Annotated in this window: 17 protein-coding genes; 6 read left to right on the top strand and 11 right to left on the bottom strand. The window is 73.6% G+C overall.

Translation table 11 applies throughout. The features are described from left to right. Positions 1-7: 7 nt before the first annotated feature. The 8 genes from BL253_RS11155 to BL253_RS11120 are packed head-to-tail and all read right to left on the bottom strand — an operon-like array spanning position 8 to position 8,258. The gene (locus BL253_RS11155; protein WP_241834707.1) at positions 8-862 is read right to left on the bottom strand and encodes a tryptophan 2,3-dioxygenase; all 855 of its coding nucleotides are present in this window, start codon (positions 860-862) and stop codon (positions 8-10) included. Continuing rightward, positions 859-2,271, bottom strand: a complete 1,413-nt coding sequence (locus tag BL253_RS11150) for an FAD-dependent oxidoreductase (protein WP_096335973.1) — start codon at positions 2,269-2,271, stop codon at positions 859-861. The genes BL253_RS11155 and BL253_RS11150 overlap by 4 nt, the downstream gene beginning before the upstream one ends. A 2-nt stretch (positions 2,272-2,273) precedes the next feature. Further along, positions 2,274-3,566 carry a kynureninase gene (kynU, locus tag BL253_RS11145; RefSeq protein WP_076816123.1) on the bottom strand — a complete coding sequence of 431 codons (1,293 nt, stop codon included), beginning with the start codon at positions 3,564-3,566 and terminating at the stop codon, positions 2,274-2,276. Then, entirely contained in the window at positions 3,563-4,666 is a 1,104-nt protein-coding gene (locus BL253_RS11140; RefSeq protein WP_076816121.1) for an amidohydrolase family protein, read from the bottom strand. The genes kynU and BL253_RS11140 overlap by 4 nt, the downstream gene beginning before the upstream one ends. A gap of 1 nt (position 4,667) precedes the next feature. Next, positions 4,668-5,243 carry a 3-hydroxyanthranilate 3,4-dioxygenase gene (locus BL253_RS11135; protein ID WP_076816119.1) on the bottom strand — a complete coding sequence of 192 codons (576 nt, stop codon included), beginning with the start codon at positions 5,241-5,243 and terminating at the stop codon, positions 4,668-4,670. Continuing rightward, entirely contained in the window at positions 5,240-5,791 is a 552-nt protein-coding gene (locus BL253_RS11130) for a RidA family protein (RefSeq protein WP_081438221.1), read from the bottom strand. Before BL253_RS11130 ends, BL253_RS11135 begins: the two co-directional genes overlap by 4 nt. Next, the gene (locus tag BL253_RS11125) at positions 5,788-6,621 is read right to left on the bottom strand and encodes a 2-keto-4-pentenoate hydratase (protein WP_241834706.1); all 834 of its coding nucleotides are present in this window, start codon (positions 6,619-6,621) and stop codon (positions 5,788-5,790) included. The genes BL253_RS11130 and BL253_RS11125 overlap by 4 nt, the downstream gene beginning before the upstream one ends. 56 nt (positions 6,622-6,677) lie before the next feature. Next, positions 6,678-8,258, bottom strand: coding sequence for a 2-hydroxymuconic semialdehyde dehydrogenase (locus tag BL253_RS11120; RefSeq protein ID WP_241834705.1), 1,581 nt, complete (start codon positions 8,256-8,258; stop codon positions 6,678-6,680). An 83-nt stretch (positions 8,259-8,341) separates the two neighbouring features. Between BL253_RS11120 and BL253_RS11115 the strand changes: the two genes are divergently transcribed. The 3 genes from BL253_RS11115 to BL253_RS11105 all read left to right on the top strand — a co-directional run bounded on the left by BL253_RS11115 (position 8,342) and on the right by BL253_RS11105 (position 11,568). Continuing rightward, positions 8,342-9,280 carry a LysR substrate-binding domain-containing protein gene (locus BL253_RS11115; protein ID WP_076816117.1) on the top strand — a complete coding sequence of 313 codons (939 nt, stop codon included), beginning with the start codon at positions 8,342-8,344 and terminating at the stop codon, positions 9,278-9,280. A 48-nt stretch (positions 9,281-9,328) separates the two neighbouring features. Continuing rightward, positions 9,329-10,477: an acetyl-CoA C-acetyltransferase gene (locus BL253_RS11110; protein WP_076816180.1), complete on the top strand. Its 1,149-nt coding sequence runs from the start codon at positions 9,329-9,331 to the stop codon at positions 10,475-10,477. A gap of 275 nt (positions 10,478-10,752) precedes the next feature. After that, positions 10,753-11,568, top strand: a complete 816-nt coding sequence (locus BL253_RS11105; RefSeq protein WP_076816178.1) for an SDR family oxidoreductase — start codon at positions 10,753-10,755, stop codon at positions 11,566-11,568. Between the two features lie 93 nt (positions 11,569-11,661). Here BL253_RS11105 and BL253_RS11100 read toward each other — a convergent pair whose 3' ends face one another. From BL253_RS11100 to BL253_RS11090, 3 genes are all read right to left on the bottom strand, one after another. Continuing rightward, on the bottom strand, positions 11,662-12,963 hold the full coding sequence (locus BL253_RS11100; protein WP_241834704.1) for a PucR family transcriptional regulator: 1,302 nt from the start codon (positions 12,961-12,963) through the stop codon (positions 11,662-11,664). Between the two features lie 349 nt (positions 12,964-13,312). Then, on the bottom strand, positions 13,313-13,819 hold the full coding sequence (locus BL253_RS41810; protein WP_274535202.1) for a nuclear transport factor 2 family protein: 507 nt from the start codon (positions 13,817-13,819) through the stop codon (positions 13,313-13,315). Further along, positions 13,816-14,319 (bottom strand): VOC family protein, encoded by a 504-nt coding sequence (locus BL253_RS11090; protein ID WP_076816174.1) that lies wholly within the window; start codon positions 14,317-14,319, stop codon positions 13,816-13,818. The genes BL253_RS41810 and BL253_RS11090 overlap by 4 nt, the downstream gene beginning before the upstream one ends. A 517-nt stretch (positions 14,320-14,836) precedes the next feature. On the opposite strand from BL253_RS11090, the gene BL253_RS11085 reads away from it, so the two are divergent. From BL253_RS11085 to BL253_RS11075, 3 genes are all read left to right on the top strand, one after another. Continuing rightward, positions 14,837-15,616 (top strand): L,D-transpeptidase, encoded by a 780-nt coding sequence (locus BL253_RS11085; protein WP_076816112.1) that lies wholly within the window; start codon positions 14,837-14,839, stop codon positions 15,614-15,616. A 355-nt stretch (positions 15,617-15,971) separates the two neighbouring features. Beyond that, positions 15,972-16,811 (top strand): DUF7507 domain-containing protein, encoded by an 840-nt coding sequence (locus tag BL253_RS11080; RefSeq protein WP_131831482.1) that lies wholly within the window; start codon positions 15,972-15,974, stop codon positions 16,809-16,811. Positions 16,812-17,347: 536 nt separating this feature from the next. After that, positions 17,348-18,391: an alcohol dehydrogenase catalytic domain-containing protein gene (locus BL253_RS11075; protein ID WP_076816109.1), complete on the top strand. Its 1,044-nt coding sequence runs from the start codon at positions 17,348-17,350 to the stop codon at positions 18,389-18,391. Positions 18,392-18,426: the final 35 nt, after the last annotated feature.

Genomic DNA, 18,426 nt, shown 5'->3' with positions numbered 1-18,426 from the left:
CTGGGCGTCAGGGGCGGGAGCGGACCTGCCAGAGGTCGGGGAAGCTCGGGTGGAAGAGCGTGGAGCGCAGGTACTCGGCGCCGGGGGAGCCGCCGGTGCCGGTCCTGAATCCGATGATGCGTTCGACCATCTTGACGTGGCGGTATCGCCATTCCTGGATGCCCTCGTCGATGTCGACGAGGGCCTCGCACACTCCGGCGGGAATGCCACGTTCGTCGGCATAGGCCTCGGAGAGGGCCGCCTGGACGAGTTCGTCCCCACCAGGCCAGGGCAGGCGGGGGTCGCGGTCGATGATCTCGTCGGAGAGCTTCCAGCCGGCGGTGGCGAGGTAGCGCAGCAGGGAGTCGAAGATCGAGCGGCGGCGCACGATGGCGTCGAGGGTGGCGTCGTGCGGACTCCCGGAGTCGGCGAAGTCGCGGCGGCCGAGCGTGGCCTCGATCCAGCGGAACTGGAACGACTGGAAGCCRCTCGAGCTGCCGAGCTCCGGGCGGAAACGCGCGAACTGGCGCGGGGTCATCGTCTCCAGGATGTCCAGCTGGCCGACGATCGTCTTGAGGATCTTCGCGACGCGCCTGGCGGTCTGCAGCGCGCCGACGCCGTCGCCGGACTCCAGCCGGTGCCGCAGCAGGTCGAGCTCGCGCAGGATCTGCTTGAACCACAGCTCGTAGACCTGGTGAATGATCACGAACAGCAGCTCGTCGTGCTCGCCGGTGCGCGGATGCTGGCAGGACAGCAGCTCGTCGAGGTGGAGATAGYCGCCATAGGTCAGGTCGCCGTGGCCGTTCGCGGTGCCGGCCCGCGTCGGTCCCGTGCTTGTCGGTCCCGTGCTTGTCGGTTCTGGGCTTGTCGGCTCCATACTCATCGGCTCCGTCCACGGATGGCCGCCGCCACCAGGCCGGCGGCACCGGCCAGGCCGGCGGCGGCCACGGCCGTGAGCCGGTTCTGGCGGCGTATCCGGCTCGGGATCTCGGCGTACGGCCTGGTCGTGAAGCTCACCAGCTCGTAGCGGGAGACGTAGCGGCCCGGGAGGCGGCGCTCCAGCCAGTGCTCGGCGGCGACCTTGGCCTGGAATGCCCTGGAGTTCACGCGGTCGCGCATCTCGACGAAGTTGTCCAGGGCCATCTCGGCGATGGTGTCGCAGTTCGCCTTGCGGCGCCGCTCGTAGCTGGCCAGGGCGGCGGCCCAGTCGCCGCCGGTCTCGGCCAGGCACCGGTCGATCTCGACACAGTCCTCGAAGGCGCAGTTCGCCCCCTGGCCGAAGAACGGGACGATCGCGTGCGCCGCGTCTCCGACGAGCGCGAGCGTCGCGCCGGCGCCCCGGCCGCCCGTGCCGCCCGTGCCGCCCGTGCCGCCCGTGCCGCCCGTGCCGCCCGTGCCGCCCGTGCCGCCCGTGCCGCCCGTGCCGTGGTGTACCCATGGCCAGGCGCGGATCGTCGCCAGCGACCCGAGCGGGTTGCGCTGGTAGTCGTCGACCAGGTTCGGGGCAAGCGCGGCGACGTCGGGATAGTGCTCACGGAAGTGCCCGGCGATCTCGTCCGGCGTCGTCAGCGCCGCGAACTGTTCGGCCGTCCAGAACAGGGTGCAGGTGAAGGAGCGGTCCAGGTTCGGCAGGGCGATCATCATCGACTCGCCGCGCGGCCAGATGTGCAGCGCGTCCGGGTCCAGGGCGAAGTCGCCGCCGCGCGCCGGGATCGTCAGCTCCTTGTACCGATGGTCCAGGTAGTCCTGGCTGAAGGTGAAACCGGCGCGGAAGGTCACCGCGCGGCGGGCGGCGCTGAAGGCACCGTCGCAGGCCAGCGCGACGTCCGCCCGCTCCAGGCGCGGGCCGTCGACCGTCTCGAACCGCAGCTCGCCGGTGGCGAGATCCACATCGGTCAGCCGGCAGCCGAAGGACAGCCGGACGCCGGGGGTCTTCGCGGCGACGTCGAGCAGGGCGCGGGTGAGCTCCGTGCGGCTGATCGAGTTGATCGCGCGCGTCCCGTCGGCGCTGTACGGCCGGAAGCTCCGCGCGCCGGACCGGTCGTGCACCATCCGGCCGTGCATCGGCAGGGCCCGTGACAGCGCCTGCTCCTCCAGGCCGACCTGACCGAGCGCCGCGAGCCCGCGGGCCGAGATCGCGAGGTTGATCGAGCGGCCGCGCTCGGCCGCGCTCGCGCGCGGGTCGTCGCGCCGCTCGTAGACGGCGACCTCGATCCCGCGCAGGCCGAGCAGCGTCGCCAGCAGGCAGCCGGCCAGGCCGGCGCCCACGATCACCACCCGCTTGTCGTCCATGGTCACCTCCATCCGTCGTCGAGCACGGCGGCGAGGGCGGCGGCGGCACGCCAGCAGTCGTGGAAGGTGCTGTACAGGGGCGCCGGGGCCAGCCGTAGGACGTCCGGGCGGCGGGCGTCGACGAAGACGCCGTGCTCCCGGCGCAGCCGCTCGGTGAGCGGGCCGACGTCCCGGCCGTGGACGCGGACCGAGAGCTGGGCGCCGCGACGCCCCGGCTCGCGCGGCGTGACGATCCGCGCCGGCCGCCCGGCACACACCTCGTCGAGCAGCGCCTCCAGGTACGCCGTCAGGCGCAGACTCTTGGCCCGCAGCGCCGGCATGCCCGTCTGGTCGAACATCTCCAGCGAGAGCAGCACGGCCGCCATTGACAGGATCGGCGGGTTAGACAGCTGCCAGGCGTCGGCCGAGTCGACCGGGCTCACAGCCGGCGCCATCTGGAAGCGGGTCGCGGGGTCCGTCGACCACCAGCCCGCCAGCTTCGGCAGGCTCCGGTCGGCCAGGTGCCGCTCGTGGACGAAGGCGCCGGCGAGGGAGCCGGGACCGGCGTTGAGGTACTTGTACGAGCACCAGGCCGCCCAGTCGGCGCCCGCGTCGTGCAGCCGGAGCTCGACGTTGCCGGCCGCGTGTGCCAGGTCCCAGCCGACGGCCGCCCCCGCCGCGTGCCCGGCGGCGGTGATCGCGGCGACATCGAGCAGCTCGCCGCTGTAGTAGTTCACGGCGCCCAGCAGGACGAGCGCGACCTTGTGGCCGTGCTCGGCCAGGTAGGCGACGACGTCCTCGGAACGCAGCGCCGCCTCGCCCTCGCGCGGCATGAGCCGGATGACCGCCTCGTCGGGGTCATAGCCGTGAAAGGCGGCCTGGCTGCGTACCGCGTAGCTGTCGGACGGGAACGCGGCGTCCTCGATGAGGATCGTGTGCCGCTCGGGGGTCGGCCGGTAGAAGCTGACCATCAGCAGGTGCAGGTTGACCGTCAGCGAGTTCATGACGACGACCTCGCGGGGGAGGGCGCCCACCAGCCGGGCGGCCGGCCCGCGCAACAGCTCGTGGTAGGAGAACCAGGGCCGCCGGCCCTCCAGATGACCCTCGACCGCCAGGCCCGCCCAGTCGTCGAGCTCCTCGCCGAGGCGGGCACGCAGCGCCCTCGGCTGCAGGCCGAGCGAGTTGCCGGCGAAGTACGCCGCCTCGCCGCCGCCGTGCGGCGGGATGTGGAACTCGGCCCGCCGCGTCGGCAGCGGGTCGCCGGCGTCGAGCTCCAGCGCGTGGCGCTCGTGCCCAGGCTGACGGGCCAGGCTCATGACGGCGCCGCTCCACCCGCCGCGACCGCTCCACCCTCCGCGACCGCTCCACCCGCCGCGACCGGGCCGGCCACCTCGACCGGGGCGGGTGGTCCCGCGGCCGTGGCGTCAGCGAGGCCGAGAAACGCGGTCGCGTTGCCGGACAGGAGCCGGACGCGCGTCGCGTCGTCGAGGAACTCCGCCGTGCGGACGACGCCGCCGGCTGGGCGCTCGCCGAGCGGGTACGGGTAGTCGCTGCCGACGACGACCCGATCGGCGCCGACGGTGTCGACGAGCAGCCGCAGCGCGCTCTCGTTGAAGACCACCGAGTCGACGTAGAACCGGCCGAGATAGTGCTCCGGCGGGTGCTCCGACCTCCCGACCACGTCACCCCGCCGGTGCCAGGCGTTGCCGAACCGGCCGAGCCAGAACGTGAACGACCCGCCGCCGTGGGCGAAGCAGATCCGCAGCCGCTCGTCGACCCGGTCGAAGACGCCGCCGAGGATCATCGCGAGGATCGACAGGTGCGTCTCGGCCGGCATGCCGACCAGCCACTGGGCCATCCAGCGGTCCAGGCGGGGCGAGCTCGGCAGGTCCCACGGGTGCACGAAGACCGGGGCGCCGAGCGCCGCCGCGTGCTGCAGGAACGTCACGACGCCCTCGCTGTCCAGGTCGAGGTCGCCGACATGGTTGCCGATCTCGACGCCGACGTGCCCGGCGGCCAGGCAGCGCTCGAGCTCGGCGCAGGCGGCGTCGGGGTCCTGCAGCGGCACCTGGCACATCGGGAGCAGCCGGTCGGGCGCCGGCGCGCAGATCTTCAGCGCCAGGTCGTTGAGGATGCGCGCGATCTTCGACGCCTGGGTGACGTCGTGGGCGTACGAGAAGAAGACGGGCGTCGGCGAGACGACCTGCGTGCTCACGCCATCGGCGTCCATGTCGGCCAGCCGGACCTCGGCGCCCCAGCAGTCCGAGGCGACCCGGCGGAACTCCTGGCCGCGCATCATGATCATCAGTTCGGACTCGGTCTCGAACCGCGGCGTCGGCGTGCCCGGGCCGAGATCCGGCCAGCCCCTCGGGACGTAGTGGGTGTGGACGTCGATGATCTCGTCTGCCGGGCCCATCTCAGGGCCTGCCCGGACGCTCGGTCGTTCCCGGCCGCGTCCCTGTCTCGGGCGGCGCCGCCTTTCCGGGGTGCACGGTGCCGCACTTCGGACAGGTACGGGCCTGCTCGTCGGCGTAGAACGCGTTGAACACGGGCGGCAGGTCCCTCACGATGTCGCGGACCTGCAGTTCCGTCTCGTGCACCAGGGCCGCGCAGTTCGGGCAGTACCACTGGAACTTCTCCAGCAGCCCCTCCTCGCGGATCCGCTCGACGACCAGGCCGATCGAACCGGCCTCGGGCCGCTGTGGCGAGTGTGGGACGTCGCGGGGCAGCAGCCAGGTCTCGCCCGCGCGGATCTCGACGCGCCGAGGGGCGCCGTCGTCGTCGATGACGTTGACGTGCATGGTGCCTTCGAGCTGGTAGAACCACTCCTCGTACGGATCGACGTGATAGTCGGTTCGGGCGTTCGGGCCGCCGACGACCTGCACGATGTAGTCGTCGCCCACCACCAGGGTCTTGTTGCCCACCGGCGGCTTAAGCAGGTGCTGGTTCTCCTCGATCCACTTCGGGAAGTTGATCGGCTGAGGAAGCGTCATGAGCCGCCCTCTCTGCGTCTCGGAACGTATGCGATGGCCTGCATCTCGATCAGCAGCAATGGGTGTGGCAGCTGGTGGACGGCGACGGTGGTTCTGGTCGGTCCGGTCTCGTCGAAGAACTCGGCCCACACCTCGTTGTAGCCGCCGAAGTCGTTCATGCTGACGAGATAGGTGGTGACGCTGACCAGGTCGGACAGGCCCGCGCCGGCGGCGGCGAGCAGCGTGCCAAGGTTTTCGATCACGGCCCTGGTCTGCGCCCGGATGTCGAGCGACGTCGTCCCCAGCTCGTCGGCCTCGGCCCCGGCGAACGTGTTGTCCGGCCGCCGCGACGACGTCCCCGAGACGTGGACGAAGTCGCCGGCCCGCCGCACCTGCGGGAACCGCCCCCGCGGCCTGGCTGTCCCGGCGACGACCCGCGCGTCGCTCGGCCCGGCGACGGCCCGCGCGTCGCTCGGCCTGCCGCTCGCCCCGGCGGCCGCGGGACGTGGACCGGGATCCGCGTCCCGAGCGCCCCGCGGTCCGGACGCGGTCTCGGATCCGGCGGTCATGCGCGCTCCGCGACGGCGCTCGCGGTGCCGAGACGCGCGACCCGGGCCTCGACCCGGGCGGGACGCAGCGGCGCGGCCGCGGTCGCCGCGCCGGCCAGCAGTACCTGGCCGGCGGTCAGCGGGAAACCGCGCTCGCGCGCGAGCGGGACCAGCGCCCGCAGCGCGTCCAGCGGATGACCGAGGATCTCGCCGGTCGACCCCCGCTCGACGACCTCGCCGTCGATCACCAGCTCGACCACCAGGTCGCCGAGCGCCTCCCGCGCCGCCTCGTCCAGGGCACGCCATGGCCCGACGACGAAGAAGGCGGCCGAGGTGTTGTCCGCGACCACGTCCGGCAGGCTGAACCGGAAGTCGGCGTAGCGCGAGTCGATGATCTCCAGTCCCGGCGCGACGGCGTCGACGCAGGCGAGGATGTCGACCTCCGCGTCGGGACCGGTCAGGTCGACATCCCGGGCCAGCCGGAACGCGACCTCCGGCTCCACCCTGGGATGGATCAGCCTGGCGAGGTCCACCGTCCCCCCGTCGGGGACCATCATCGCGTCGGTGAGCTGGCCGCAGATGATCTCCGAGATCCCCATCTGCGCCATCTTGGCCCTGCTGGTCATCCCGAGTTTCGTGCCGGCCAGCCGCTCGCCGCGGGCCAGCCGCCGGCCGACGACGGCGTGYTGGATCCGGTACGCGTCCGCCAGCGGCAGCCCCGGTGGCAGCTGTGGCACCGCCTCGGCCCGCAGCCGCGCCCCCTCCAGATAGTCCGCCGTCTCCTCGAGGAAACCCGTCGAACGCGGTGCCTCTGGTCCGCTCCGCCCGTTCGTCGCCTCCACAGCCTCCACAGCCTCCACCACCCTCGCCGCCCCCGCCTCGCGATGCCCGGAGGACCCGCCCGCGCTCACAGGGCGACGCACACGTTGGTCAGCTCCGTGTAGAAGTCCAGCGAGTGCTCGCCGCCCTCCCGGCCGATGCCGGACAGGCCGATGCCCCCGAACGGGGAGCGCAGGTCGCGCAGGAACCAGGTGTTCACCCAGGACAGGCCGACCCGCATCCGCTGGGCGACCGTGTGGCCGCGGGAGAGGTTCGTCGTCCAGACCGCCGCGGCGAGGCCGTAGTCCGTGTCGTTGGCGAGGCGGACGGCCTCGTCCTCGGTGTCGAACGGGACGAGGGCGGCGCACGGGCCGAAGATCTCCTCGCGCATCGGCCGGTCGGCGTGGGTGAGCCCCGTCCACAGGGTGGGCTCGATCCACGACCCGCCGTCGAGCCCGCCGCCCAGCTCCGGCACGCCGCCGCCGACGAGGACCTGGGCGCCCCGCTCCCGCGCGAGCCGGTAGTAGCTCAGCACCTTCTCCCGGTGCTCGGCCGAGATCAGCGGGCCGGTGGTGGTCGCCGGGTCGTCCGGATGGCCCAGCTTCAGCGCCTTCGCCCGTTCGGCCAGGCCGCTGGCCACCTCGTCGAGGACGGGTCGCTCGACGTAGACCCGCTCCGTGCACAGGCAGACCTGGCCGGTGTTGGCGAAGACCGAGCGGGTCAGGCCCGCCAGCGTCGCCTCGAGATCCGCGTCCGCGAACACGACCGCGGCGTTCTTGCCGCCCAGCTCGAACGAGACCTGGCGGACCCGGGGCGCCACCGCGTGCATGATCGCGGTGCCGGTCGCCGACGAGCCGGTGAAGGTCACCCCGTCGACGCCGGGGTGCTCGGTGAGGAACTGGCCGGCGGAACCCTGGCCGAAGCCGTGCACCACGTTGTAGACGCCGTCCGGGACGCCGGCCTCGGCGAGCACCTCGGCGAGCATCGCCGCCGTCGCCGGGGTGTGCTCGCTGGGCTTGACGACGACGGCGTTGCCGCAGGCCAGCGCCGGCGCGACCTTCCAGGTCAGCAGYAGCAGCGGCAGGTTCCACGGCACGATCACGGCGACGACGCCGAGCGGCCTGCGCACCGCGTAGTTCAGCGCCTGCTTCCCGCCGGCGAGGTCCGTGAGGAAGGACGGCTGGCCGGCGGCGGCGACCGTGTCGGCGAACGCGCGGAAGTTGGCGGCGGCGCGGGCGACGTCCAGCTCCCGGGCCTGGGTCAGTGGCTTGCCGGTGTCGCCGCTCTCGGCGCGGGCGAACTGCTCGGACCGTTCCTCGATCCGGTCCGCGATTCGGCGCATCAGGACCGCCCGCTCGGCCACCGACGTGCGGCCCCAGGCGCCGTCGAGCGCGGCGCGGGCGGCGCGAACGGCCCGGTCCACGAGTGCGGCGTCGGCCTCCTGGACGCGGGACCGGACCGAGCCGTCGACCGGGTCGACGTTGTCCCAGGCCCCGCCCTCGGACTCCGCGTAGCCGCCGTCGACGAAGCCGCGGATCGTGGGCGGCGCGGGCCTCTCCTGCCCGGCGATCGTCGGGGTTCCCGGCCGGTCCGTCCRCCGGCTCGCGAGCGTGCCCGGCGGTTGGGACGGCGCCGGGCCGGGACTGGTCGATCGGCTGGGCGACTGCATGGGTTCAGTGTCTGGCCCCCAGATATGTTCCGCAAATACCGAGGGAGTGGGGAGCTATGCCTGGATGGGTATAGCTTCGCGGGATGGAACGGCCTCAGCTCCTGGACGGGCGGCTCAAGATCCGGCATCTCGTCCTGGTCGACGCGATCGCCTCGGCCGGCAGCGTCGTGCGGGCCGCCGAGCGGCTGCACGTGACGCAGCCGGTCGTCACCCGGGCGCTGCACGAGGTCGAGTCGATCCTGGGTGTGCGCCTCTACGACCGCGGCCCGCGCGGGCTCGCGCCCACCCCCTTCGGGGACGCGTTCGTCGACCACGCCAGGGCCGTGCTCGCCCAGCTGCGGTCGGCGTCGGACCACCTCGCGGAGCTGGCCGGGGCTGACACCGGCACGGTCGCCGTCGGCACCTACCTCGCCGGCTCGAACCTGCTGCTGCCACTCGCGATCGCGCGGCTCAAGAGCGGGCGGCCGAAGGTCACCGTGATCGTGCGGGAGGCCAACCCCGAGGCGCTCACCGCCGAGCTGCTCGCCGGCACGCTCGACCTCGTCGTCGGCCGGCTCACCGTGCTCGACGACGCGGAGCGGCTGCGCCAGGAGACGCTCTACCGCGAGCCGATCCGCCTGGTCACCCGCGCGGGGCACCCGGCGGCCGTCGCGGGAGCCGCCCGGCTCGCGGAGGTGATCCACTACCCGTGGGTGGTGCCCGTGGCCGAGACGGCGCTGCGCCGCGAGCTGGAGGCGGCGTTCCTGCGTGAGGCCCTGCCGCTGCCGGCCGACCGGGTCGAGTGCATGTCGATCCTGACCACCCGCCACCTGCTGCTGCACACCGACTCGGTCGCGGCCCTGCCCGAGCTCGTCATCCGCGACGAACCGGGGCTGTGTCACCTGCCCGTGGCGCTGCCCTCGCTCGGCTCGTCGGTCGGCGTGACCGAGCCCGCCGGCCGCCAGCCCACGCCGGCCGCCCGCGCGCTGGCCGACTGCCTGCGCGCCGCCGCCACCGACCTGCGCGCTCCGGCCGCGGCGTAGCCACGAATCGCTGGTCTCCCGAGCAAGCGCTTGGTAGCGTCTGTGGCCGTGGCGGAGGCATACATCGTCGAAGCGGTCCGGACCCCGGTAGGACGACGCGGGGGCGCGCTGTCGGGCATACACCCAGCCGACCTGGGCGCCGCCGCGATCAACGCGCTGATGGGGCGGTCCGGGGTCGACCCGGGCGCGGTCGATGATGTGATCTTCGGATGCGTCGACACCGTCGGCCCGCAGGCGGGCGACATCGCGCGTACCTGTTGGCTTGTCGCCGGGCTGCCGGAGCACGTGCCGGGGACGACCGTGGACCGTCAGTGCGGCTCCTCCCAGCAGGCCGTGCACTTCGCCGCCCAGGCGGTCATGTCCGGCACCGCCGACCTGGTGGTCGCGGGTGGCGTGCAGAACATGAGCGCCATCCCGATCTCCGCCGCGATGACCGCGGGACAGGCGCTGGGATTCCCCGATCCGTTCAGCGGCTCGGAAGGCTGGCGTGCCCGGTACGGAGACCAGGAGGTCTCCCAGTTCCGCTCGGCGGAGATGATCGCCGAGAAGTGGTCGCTGACCAGGGAGGTGATGGAGGAGTTCGCGGTCCGCTCGCACGAGCGGGCGATCGCGGCCCGCGCCGAGGGGCGCTTTGACCGGGAGATCGTGCCCGCCTTCGGCCTCGCCGCCGACGAGGGGCCGCGCGAGCCGAACTGGCCGAAGATCCGTTCCCTGCCGACGCTGACGCCGGGCGGGCGGGTGACCGCGGCGACGTCGAGCCAGCTCTCGGACGCCTCCGCCGCGCTCCTGATCGCCAGCGAGGCGGCGCTGCGCACGCACGGGCTGACCCCACGCGCCCGCATCGACCATCTGTCGGTGCGCGGCGCCGATCCGGTCTGGATGCTCACCGCGCCGATCCCCGCGACCGCGCATGCCCTGGCGAGGGCCGGCCGCACGCTCGACGACATCGACCTGGTCGAGATCAACGAGGCGTTCGCGTCCGTCGTGCTCGCCTGGGCGGTCGAGTCCGGCGCCAACCTGGACAAGGTCAACGTCAACGGCGGCGCGATCGCGCTCGGCCACCCGCTCGGCGCGACCGGCGCCCGACTGATGACCACCCTGCTGCACGAGCTGGAGCGCACCGATGGCCGCTTCGGCCTCCAGACCATGTGCGAGGGCGGCGGTCAGTCCAACGTCACCATCATCGAACGCCTCTGACGGGCGAACTGTGGTGGCTCACCCCCTCTATAGACACGCCCATCCGACACACTTACGCGACCCGGTTTGGATCTGTGTCATTTGAGCGTGCCGATCGGCACGCTCAAATGACACAGATTGGTGATCGCTGAGGGCTGTCGTGGGAGAGGCGCCGTGCGGGCGGGCTTGGGGGCGGGGCAGCTATTCCGGTGGCCTGCGTTCGTTCGTCTATGGGCCGCTCAGCCGCTTACGAATGGTCACGCATCGTGAGGATCTTGAGGGGCGAGGTGGTCGGGATGGTGGGAGTCGAGAATGACGTCGCGGCGGCGGTAGCCGTGGCCGCGCATGGGCCGAGTTTCGAGGGCAGGACAGTGGTCGTCACCGGGGGGACCCGGGGGATCGGCCGGTCCATCGCGCTCGCGTTTCTCGCGGCCGGATCCGAGGTCGTCGTGTGCGGGCGCCAGGAACCGCGGGCGCTACCGGCGGTCGAGGGGCGCGTGGCCAGCTTCGTCGCCGCCGACGTGCGCGACGCCGCGCAGGCCAGGGCCGTGGTCGACGCCGCCGTCGAGCGGCACGGACGGCTCGACGTCCTGGTCAACAACGCCGGGGGTGCGCCGGCCGCCGAGGCGGCCACCGTGTCGCCGCGGTTCTTCGAGCGGGTCGTCGCCCTCAACCTGCACGCCGCCTTCTACGTCAGCCAGCCCGCGAACGCCGTCATGCAGGCCCAGGACGGTGGCGGGGCGATCGTCAACATCGGCAGCGTGTCCGGGCGCCGCCCGGCGCCCGGCTCGTCCGCCTACGCGGCGGCCAAGGCCGGCCTGGTCGCGCTGTCCGCGTCGCTCGCGCTGGAGTGGGCGCCCAAGGTGCGGGTCAACCACGTCACGGTCGGGCTCGCGAACACCGCCGTCGACGCCGGCGGCTTCTACGGCGAGGCGACCGCCGCGATCGACGCGGTCGTGCCCATGGGCCGCGCCGCCGCGCCCGCGGACGTCGCCGCGGCCTGCCTCTACCTGGCCTCCCCACTCGCCGGGTATGTCACCGGCGCCGACCTCGAGGTCCACGGCGGCGGCGAGCTGCCCGGCTTCCACGTCGCCGCGCGCAAGAACGGCTGACGCCGCCCGCCCGCGACACCGCCGATCCGCTGGCTGACCAGCCGACCAGCCGACCAGCCGATCGGTGGGCCGGTCCACCGGTGGGCCAGCCGGTCAGTCAACTCCTGGAATGGCGGGACGCGCCCCTCCGCCAGCGCGGCGGCTGTCCCGCTGGGGCGGGGCCGCCGAGAGCGCCTGGAGGACCTCGCGGGCGACGACGGCGGCGTGCAGGCGCCACATCCTGGCCGGCTCGTCCTCCTGGAGGCCGAGCAGGTCGCGGACCCGGTTCATCCGGTAGCCGACGGAGTTGCGGTGGACGTGGATGCGCTCGGCGACGGCGGCCCGGCTGCCGTTCGTATCGAGCCAGGCGGCCAGGGTCTCCAGCAGGTCGGGGCGTTCCAGCAGCGGGCCGAGCTCGGCGCGGGCGAACGCCTCCAGCCGGCCGCGGGGCACGGCGAGCAGCAGCCCGACCAGGCCGAGCTGCGAGTGCACCAGGGTGGTCGCGTCGCCGCGGTGGCGCAGCAGGGCGAGCACCGCCTCCGCCTCGGCGAACGAGGCCGCGGTCTCGGCGAGGTCGTGACCATTGTCGGTGACGACCGGGCCCGCGGCGGCGAGCACCGGGCGGTCCGGCCCGACCATGCCCTGCAGCCGGTCGCGGATCCGGGCCAGCTCGCGTTCGACGTCGCCCGTGAGGACCGTCCAGCCCAGCTCGCCGTCCTGCGCGGCCCCGTTCTCGATCCAGGTCAGGCCGGTGGTCCACGTCCGGCCGTGGCGGCCGTCGTAGTAGAACAGCGCGGCGGCGTGCGGCACGGTCAGGTCCAGGCCGAACCGGGCCGCGGAGCGCAACAGTTCGTCGTGGCCGCGCGGCGAGCCGAAGCGCAGCTCGCTCATCAGCCGGCTCGCGCTCTCGGCGCGGGCCGCCGCCTCGGCGTCCTGGCGGACCGCGACGATCGCGAGCGCGGTGAGCGCGGCGCTCACCCGCGCGTCCAGCCAGCCCAGGTCGGTCTCGCCGGGGTCGATGGCGACCAGCGCCAGGCCGACGTAGCGGGAACCGGCGCGCACCGTCGCTCCCCGGCCGCGCCAGCCGTCCTCGCAGGTCACCTCGGTGAACCCGGGGCGGGCCAGCAGCGCCGGGACGCCGCCGACGACACCGCTGACCGCGGGTGTCTCGTCGGGGGCGAGGCCGGCGGCCTCGGCGCCGGCCGGTCCGCTGGCGGCGAGCACGCCGCCGTGCACGTCGAGCAGGCGAACCGACCGGCCGGTGGCGGACGCGATCGTGCGGATCATCGGACGCCAGCCGTTGCCGGACAGGGCGAGCTCGGTCAGTTCCCTGGCGAGTTCCGCCGGGTCGCGCCGCGGCGCGGGTGGTCGCGGCGGCGGCGTGTCCCGGCCCGGGCCGGGCGACTGAGGAGGCACAGAGATCACGTTAGGTGGGCTGGCGATCACCTGCCGCCCGGGCCGAGGAAGGGCGAGGAGCTCGAGGTTCGCCACGACGTCAGATCCTCTCGAGGGCAGCATGGCGGAAGATCGATGCCGACCTCGATGTCGACGGCCGGCGACCTCGATGTCGCCCTTGCCACCTCGGCGCCCCGGCGTCCTTGCGCGGCCGGATATCCCGGTTCGGGCACCTCTGTGAGAATCGCACGCGAACTCAGGTGCCGACGCCATCCCGCCGTCGGGACGGCATTCTCACATCGGCCGCCTGACCAGGTGCGTCACCCAGCGTCCTGCTCCCGCGGCGCGCGTCTCACCGCTCGTGTGCCCACTACTGGGGGACGGCCCCGCTGTCCCAGTAGTCGAGCCGGGCCGCCACCCGCCCGTCCCGCAGCGTCAGCAGCCACAGGCCGCGCAGCCGGAGCGGGCCGGCCGGCAGCGCCGCCGTCATCAGGTAGGGCATGGCCACCCGGCCGCCGGCGGCGACCGGCGCCTGGTCCGGGTCAGGGGAGTAGCGCAGGCCGGGAAAGGCGGCCAGGAAGCCCGGCAGCCGTTCCCGGTAGGCCGCCCTTCCCACGCAGCCGCCGCCATGCGCCGAGGCGTGCTCGTTGCGGAAGTCGGCGGTCACGCAGGCGGCGATCGCGTCCGGGTCGCCGGCGTTCATCGCGGCGACGTAGGCGGCTGCCGGCGCCGGCAGCCCACTCCAGCCGCCTCCCGATGCCGCGCCGTCCGCCGTGTCACCCGCGCCGTCTGTCCTATCGGTGCCGGTGCCGGTGCCAACACCAGGGTCAGCGCTCGCCGGATCGGCCGGGCCGGGTCGGGGAGCCTGGGTCGTCACGAAGGCTCCGGGCCCCACAACTTGCGGACGGTCGAGAAGACGCGCTGGTTGTGGCTGAACTCGATGACGTTGCCGTCCGGGTCATGGACCGCGCAGATGTAGCCGATCGGGTCGGGCATTTCCCTCGGCTCCCACCACAGGCTGCCGTTGGCGCGGGCCCTCTCGGCGATCGCGTCGATGTCCTCCCGGTTGGGGACCTCGATGCCGATGTGCGCGAAGGGCTTCATGATGCCCTGCTGGGTGCCGGCGGCCGAGTTGAACGCGGAGAGCACCAGGACGAACGGTGTCTCCCACTGGCCCGGGTTGGACAGCCAGGCGTTGCGGCCGTCGGCGTCCTCGCGGGTGGCGACGACGACGAGCGGGGTCATGGTCGTGTAGAACTCGATCGACTTGTCGAGGTCGCCGCTCGGCAGCGCTATGTGCGTCCAGCGAGGCTGGCTGATCCCGGAGCCGCCGGTCTCCCCCGGGGATGCCGCGGTGTGCGTCGTGTCGGTGGTCACCGGCGTCACTCCTCTGAAGCTGCCGGTGCTCGTCGTCACCGGTCGGTCGGCTCTGTCGGGCCGCGCCCTGGCGGGCGGGCCCGCGTGGTTCGGCGGTGCCGAGGTCGAGAACCCGCGTGCGGACCTGGTCAGTGCTGCTGTACCTGCCCTACCCCGCGTGTGACGGGGCACGGCCGCCGGCCGCGGGTCCGTGCCGCGGCGGCTGGCCCGACGCCACTGGCGGGCCGCCTCTCTGGCCGGAATGCTAGGAACGACGGCTTCGTGTGACCGATGTGCTGTCGGCACAAATCCCCCTGCCGCCACGCCTCCCGCCCGCTCGACGGAGGCGGCTCGCGGTGGCYGTCTCGCCCGTCTCCTTTCCCGTTACTGTCGCCGGCCCGTGGCGCCGGGCCTTGCGTCGGGGTGGCGGCCGACCCGCTTGGCCCGCCTCGGGATGACCATTGTCGTCGCTAAACGTGTTTGGATGATTACCAGACGACGCGGCGCGGAGGAGTCGCGGGCCACGAGGGAGGCGGGCATGAGGTCCAGGCTGGGGCTCGCGGTGGCGGCGTTGTCCATGGCCGCGGGCGTGCTGGTGGCGCTCATCCTGGTGATCGGCCGCGCCGACCAGCCTCGAGGGCTGCTGGACGGCGCGCCGGGCGCCACCCCGCGGCCGGGCGCCACCGACGGGGTCACGGTTCCGCCCGACGTCACGGTGATCGCCCAGCTGTCCCACGACGTGCCGCGGTTCACCGCGCCCGACGAGGATGCCCGCGACGGCGTGGTGCCGGGGGCGTGGCGCGGCGCGCCGTCGGCACTGCCGGTGATCGACAGCCGGCCCGGCTGGCTGCGGGTCCGCCTCGCGCAGCGGCCGAATTTCTCGACCGCGTGGATCCGCGCCACCGACGCGCGGCTGGTCAGCAGCGCCTACCGGATCGCGATCGACGTCCAGGCGAAGCGACTGCGCCTCTTCGAGCACGGGAAGGTGACGCTCGACGCCCCGGCCGGCGTCGGGACACCGGACGACCCGACGCCGACGGGCGAGTTCTTCCTGGCCCTGTTCGCCCCGCCGCCGGGGCCCGGCTACGGCGACTTCATCCTGGTGACCTCGGCGCACTCGACGTCGATCACGGACTGGGACTCCTCCGGAGACGCGATCGTCGGCATCCACGGCCCGCTGGGCGCCGACGCCGAGATCGGCGACAACGGTGCCCAGGTCTCCCACGGCTGCGTCCGCCTGCACCTACCCGACCTGGCACCCCTACGCGCCGTCCCCGCCGGCTCCCCCATCACCATCTCCGGCAGCCCCGTCCTCTGACGGCCCGCCCTTTCGCCGCTCTCGCCCGTCGGTTGACGCCCCGCCGCTGCTGGTGACAGCGCAAGCGCGCACTACCGACGCGACCCATCTCCGAACCCCGCCCCGCACCGGCCCCGGCCGTACACCTCAGCCCCGAAACCGGCCGGGAGGGCGCCCTGGGCGCCCGACACGGCGCCCGGCGACGGTCGCGCCAGCGACCTTCCGCCCTGGGCGCCGACACGCCGATCGACGTTATGTAGCTAACTGATTACGTTGTGTAACTCTTGGGTGCGGAGAGTATTGCCGACTGCGTCCCGCCGTACGCCCCGACGAGACATCTCGCCGGTGCGCCGGGCTTGGAGTTCGAGGAGCTGTAGTGCGTATTGCCGGCAGGTCCGGGCCGCGGGCCCGGTTGTCCTTTCTGTCCACGAGGCTGGCGGCGCCGGCCGCGTTCGCGTTCGCGGGTTTCGTCGCCACGACCGGGGTGGTCATCATCCTCGGCCCGGACGCCGCGAGCGCCGACGCGGCGTCATACCCACTTGCCCTGGACACGTCGTCCCAGCCCGCGTCCTTCACCGGTCCCGGCCAGACGCTGACTCTGTCCTACCTGATCACGAACAATGGAGACAAGACGCTGTATGGCGTGGCCGTGCAGGATTCGCACGCGGGGCTGTCGCCCATCACCTGCCCCGACGGGCCGCTCATCAAGGGCGCGTCGAAGACCTGCACCGCCACCTACGTGACGACTCAGGGTGACTACGACCAGTCATTCATCACCGACGTCGCGACCGCCACCGGAATCGTCGAGTCGGAGGGCACGACGGTCACCTCACCGCCGGCGAACCTCACCATCCCCGACGACAAGTTCAACACCCCGCTGGCCGCCACCGAGCCCGGCACGGCCGCGAGCGACTCCACCCTGACGGGCCCCGAGCAGTCGCTCCCCGTCGACTCGGCGGCCGAGGCCCAGGCGGCGGAGTCCGGGCCCGTCGCGGCGGGGCCCGACCCCGCTCCCGCCGCCGCACCCGCGGCCGCGGCCGCTCCTGTTGGGGGTGGCGCTCCTGTCGGGGGTGGCGCTCCGGCGGGCGGTGTCGCCCCGGTTGGGGGTGCTGGTCCCGAGGGCGGGCCCGGCGGTGCCGGCGTCCCGGTCGGTGCCGGCGCGGCGCCCGCCGGCGTGAGCCCGGTCGGTGCCGCCCCCGTGCAGGTCACCGGCTGAGCCCCGGCTCGACCAGCCGAGCCGCCATCGCCGCGTCCCGCGGACCGCGGTCCCGCGGACCGCGGTCCCGCGATCCGGCCCAGCGCGGCCGGCGGAGGCCGGCTCGGCAAGCACCCCCCGAGATATGAGGCCCGGCGCGTCCCCGTGACGCGCCGGGCCTTGTCGTTGCCGGGGCTCCCGGTGGGCGAGCTCCGGCCGGCGCGTTTCGGGCGTGCTACGCGACCTCGCCGTCGGCGGCGGCCAGCGCCCATCTGGCTCAGCGGACGCCGGGCGCGTTTGTGCGCCGGGCACATCGGCCGGGCGGCGCCGGCGGCCTACGTTCTCAGCTGTCGCCAACGCCTGGCGTCCCCGGGCCCGAGACGTTCCCCGCCGAGCCCGCGGGCGCCGCTCGGGAGCGCTGGCGGTGGCTGTCTCACCAGGCCGCGGCGAGGCGTGACCAGGGGCGCCATAGGCCGCGTCGCCGCGTGCCCGCGGCCCGATCTGGCCTGGCTCGGTGTGGCTTGGCCCGGTGCATCACTCGACGGCGGGAGGCTGGCGTGCGAGCGGTCGTACAGAACGGGTTCGGCGGCGTCGAGGTGCTCGCCGTCGAGTCGCTTCCCGACCCGGCGCCCGGCCCCGGCGAGGTCGTCGTCCAGGTCGCCGCGTGCGGCCTGAACCACCTCGACGTCATGCGGCGCCGCGGCCCGGCCAAGATTCCCGGATTCACCCTGCCCCATGTCGCCGGCATGGATGTCGCCGGCACCGTCGCCGCTGTCGGCAGGGACGTCGTGACCGTCGCCGTCGGCGACCGGGTCGTCGTCAACCCGGCGGTGCCGTGCTGGGAGTGCCCGGCCTGCCTCGCCGGCGACGACGGCTACTGTCCCGCGACCACGATCGTCGGCGCGACCGCTCCCGGTGGCTACGCCGAGTACGTCAAGGTCCCGGCCCGCGGCACCTACCCCGTTCCCGGCCATGTGCCGCTGGAGGAGGCGGCGCTGGTCCCGACGATCTGGGCCACCGCCTGGCACGCCGTCAGCGCCACCGGCGGGCTCATCGCGGGCGAGTGCGTGCTCATCCACGCCGCCGCCAGCGGCGTGAGCCTCGCGGCGATCCAGCTCGCCAAGCAGCTCGGCGCCACCGTCATCGCCACCGCGTCCAGCGAGGACAAGCTCGCGTTCGCGGGTTCCATCGGTGCCGACCACCTGGTGCTCGCCGGCGCGGGCACGCCGACCGAGAAGGTCGCCTGCGCTGTGAGGGAGGTGACCGGCGGGCGTGGCGTCGAGATGGTGCTCGACCACGTCGGCCCCGCGACCTGGCCGGCGTCGATCCTCAGCCTCGCACCGCGCGGCCGGCTTGTGTTCGTCGGCGACACCACGGGACCCGAGGTGACGATCCCGCTGGAATACGCCTTCCATTTCGGCCTGCGCTTCCTCGGCTCCGACCCGTACTCGGCGCGCGAGTTCGCCGAGGTGCTGGAGCGCTACTGGCGCGGCGGCCTCGTCACGCCGGTCGACGCGGAGTTCCCACTCACCGAGGCGGCCGCCGCGCAGACCCGACTGGAGGAACGTCGGGCGATCGGCAAGGTACTCCTAAGGCCGTGACGAATCCTTCCTCCACTCCCGTGCCCACCCCCCAG

This window comes from Pseudofrankia asymbiotica (assembly GCF_001983105.1).
Lineage (GTDB): Bacteria > Actinomycetota > Actinomycetes > Frankiales > Frankiaceae > Pseudofrankia > Pseudofrankia asymbiotica.
Note: the sequence above shows the minus strand (reverse complement) of the source record. Positions and strands in the feature narration are given on the sequence as shown.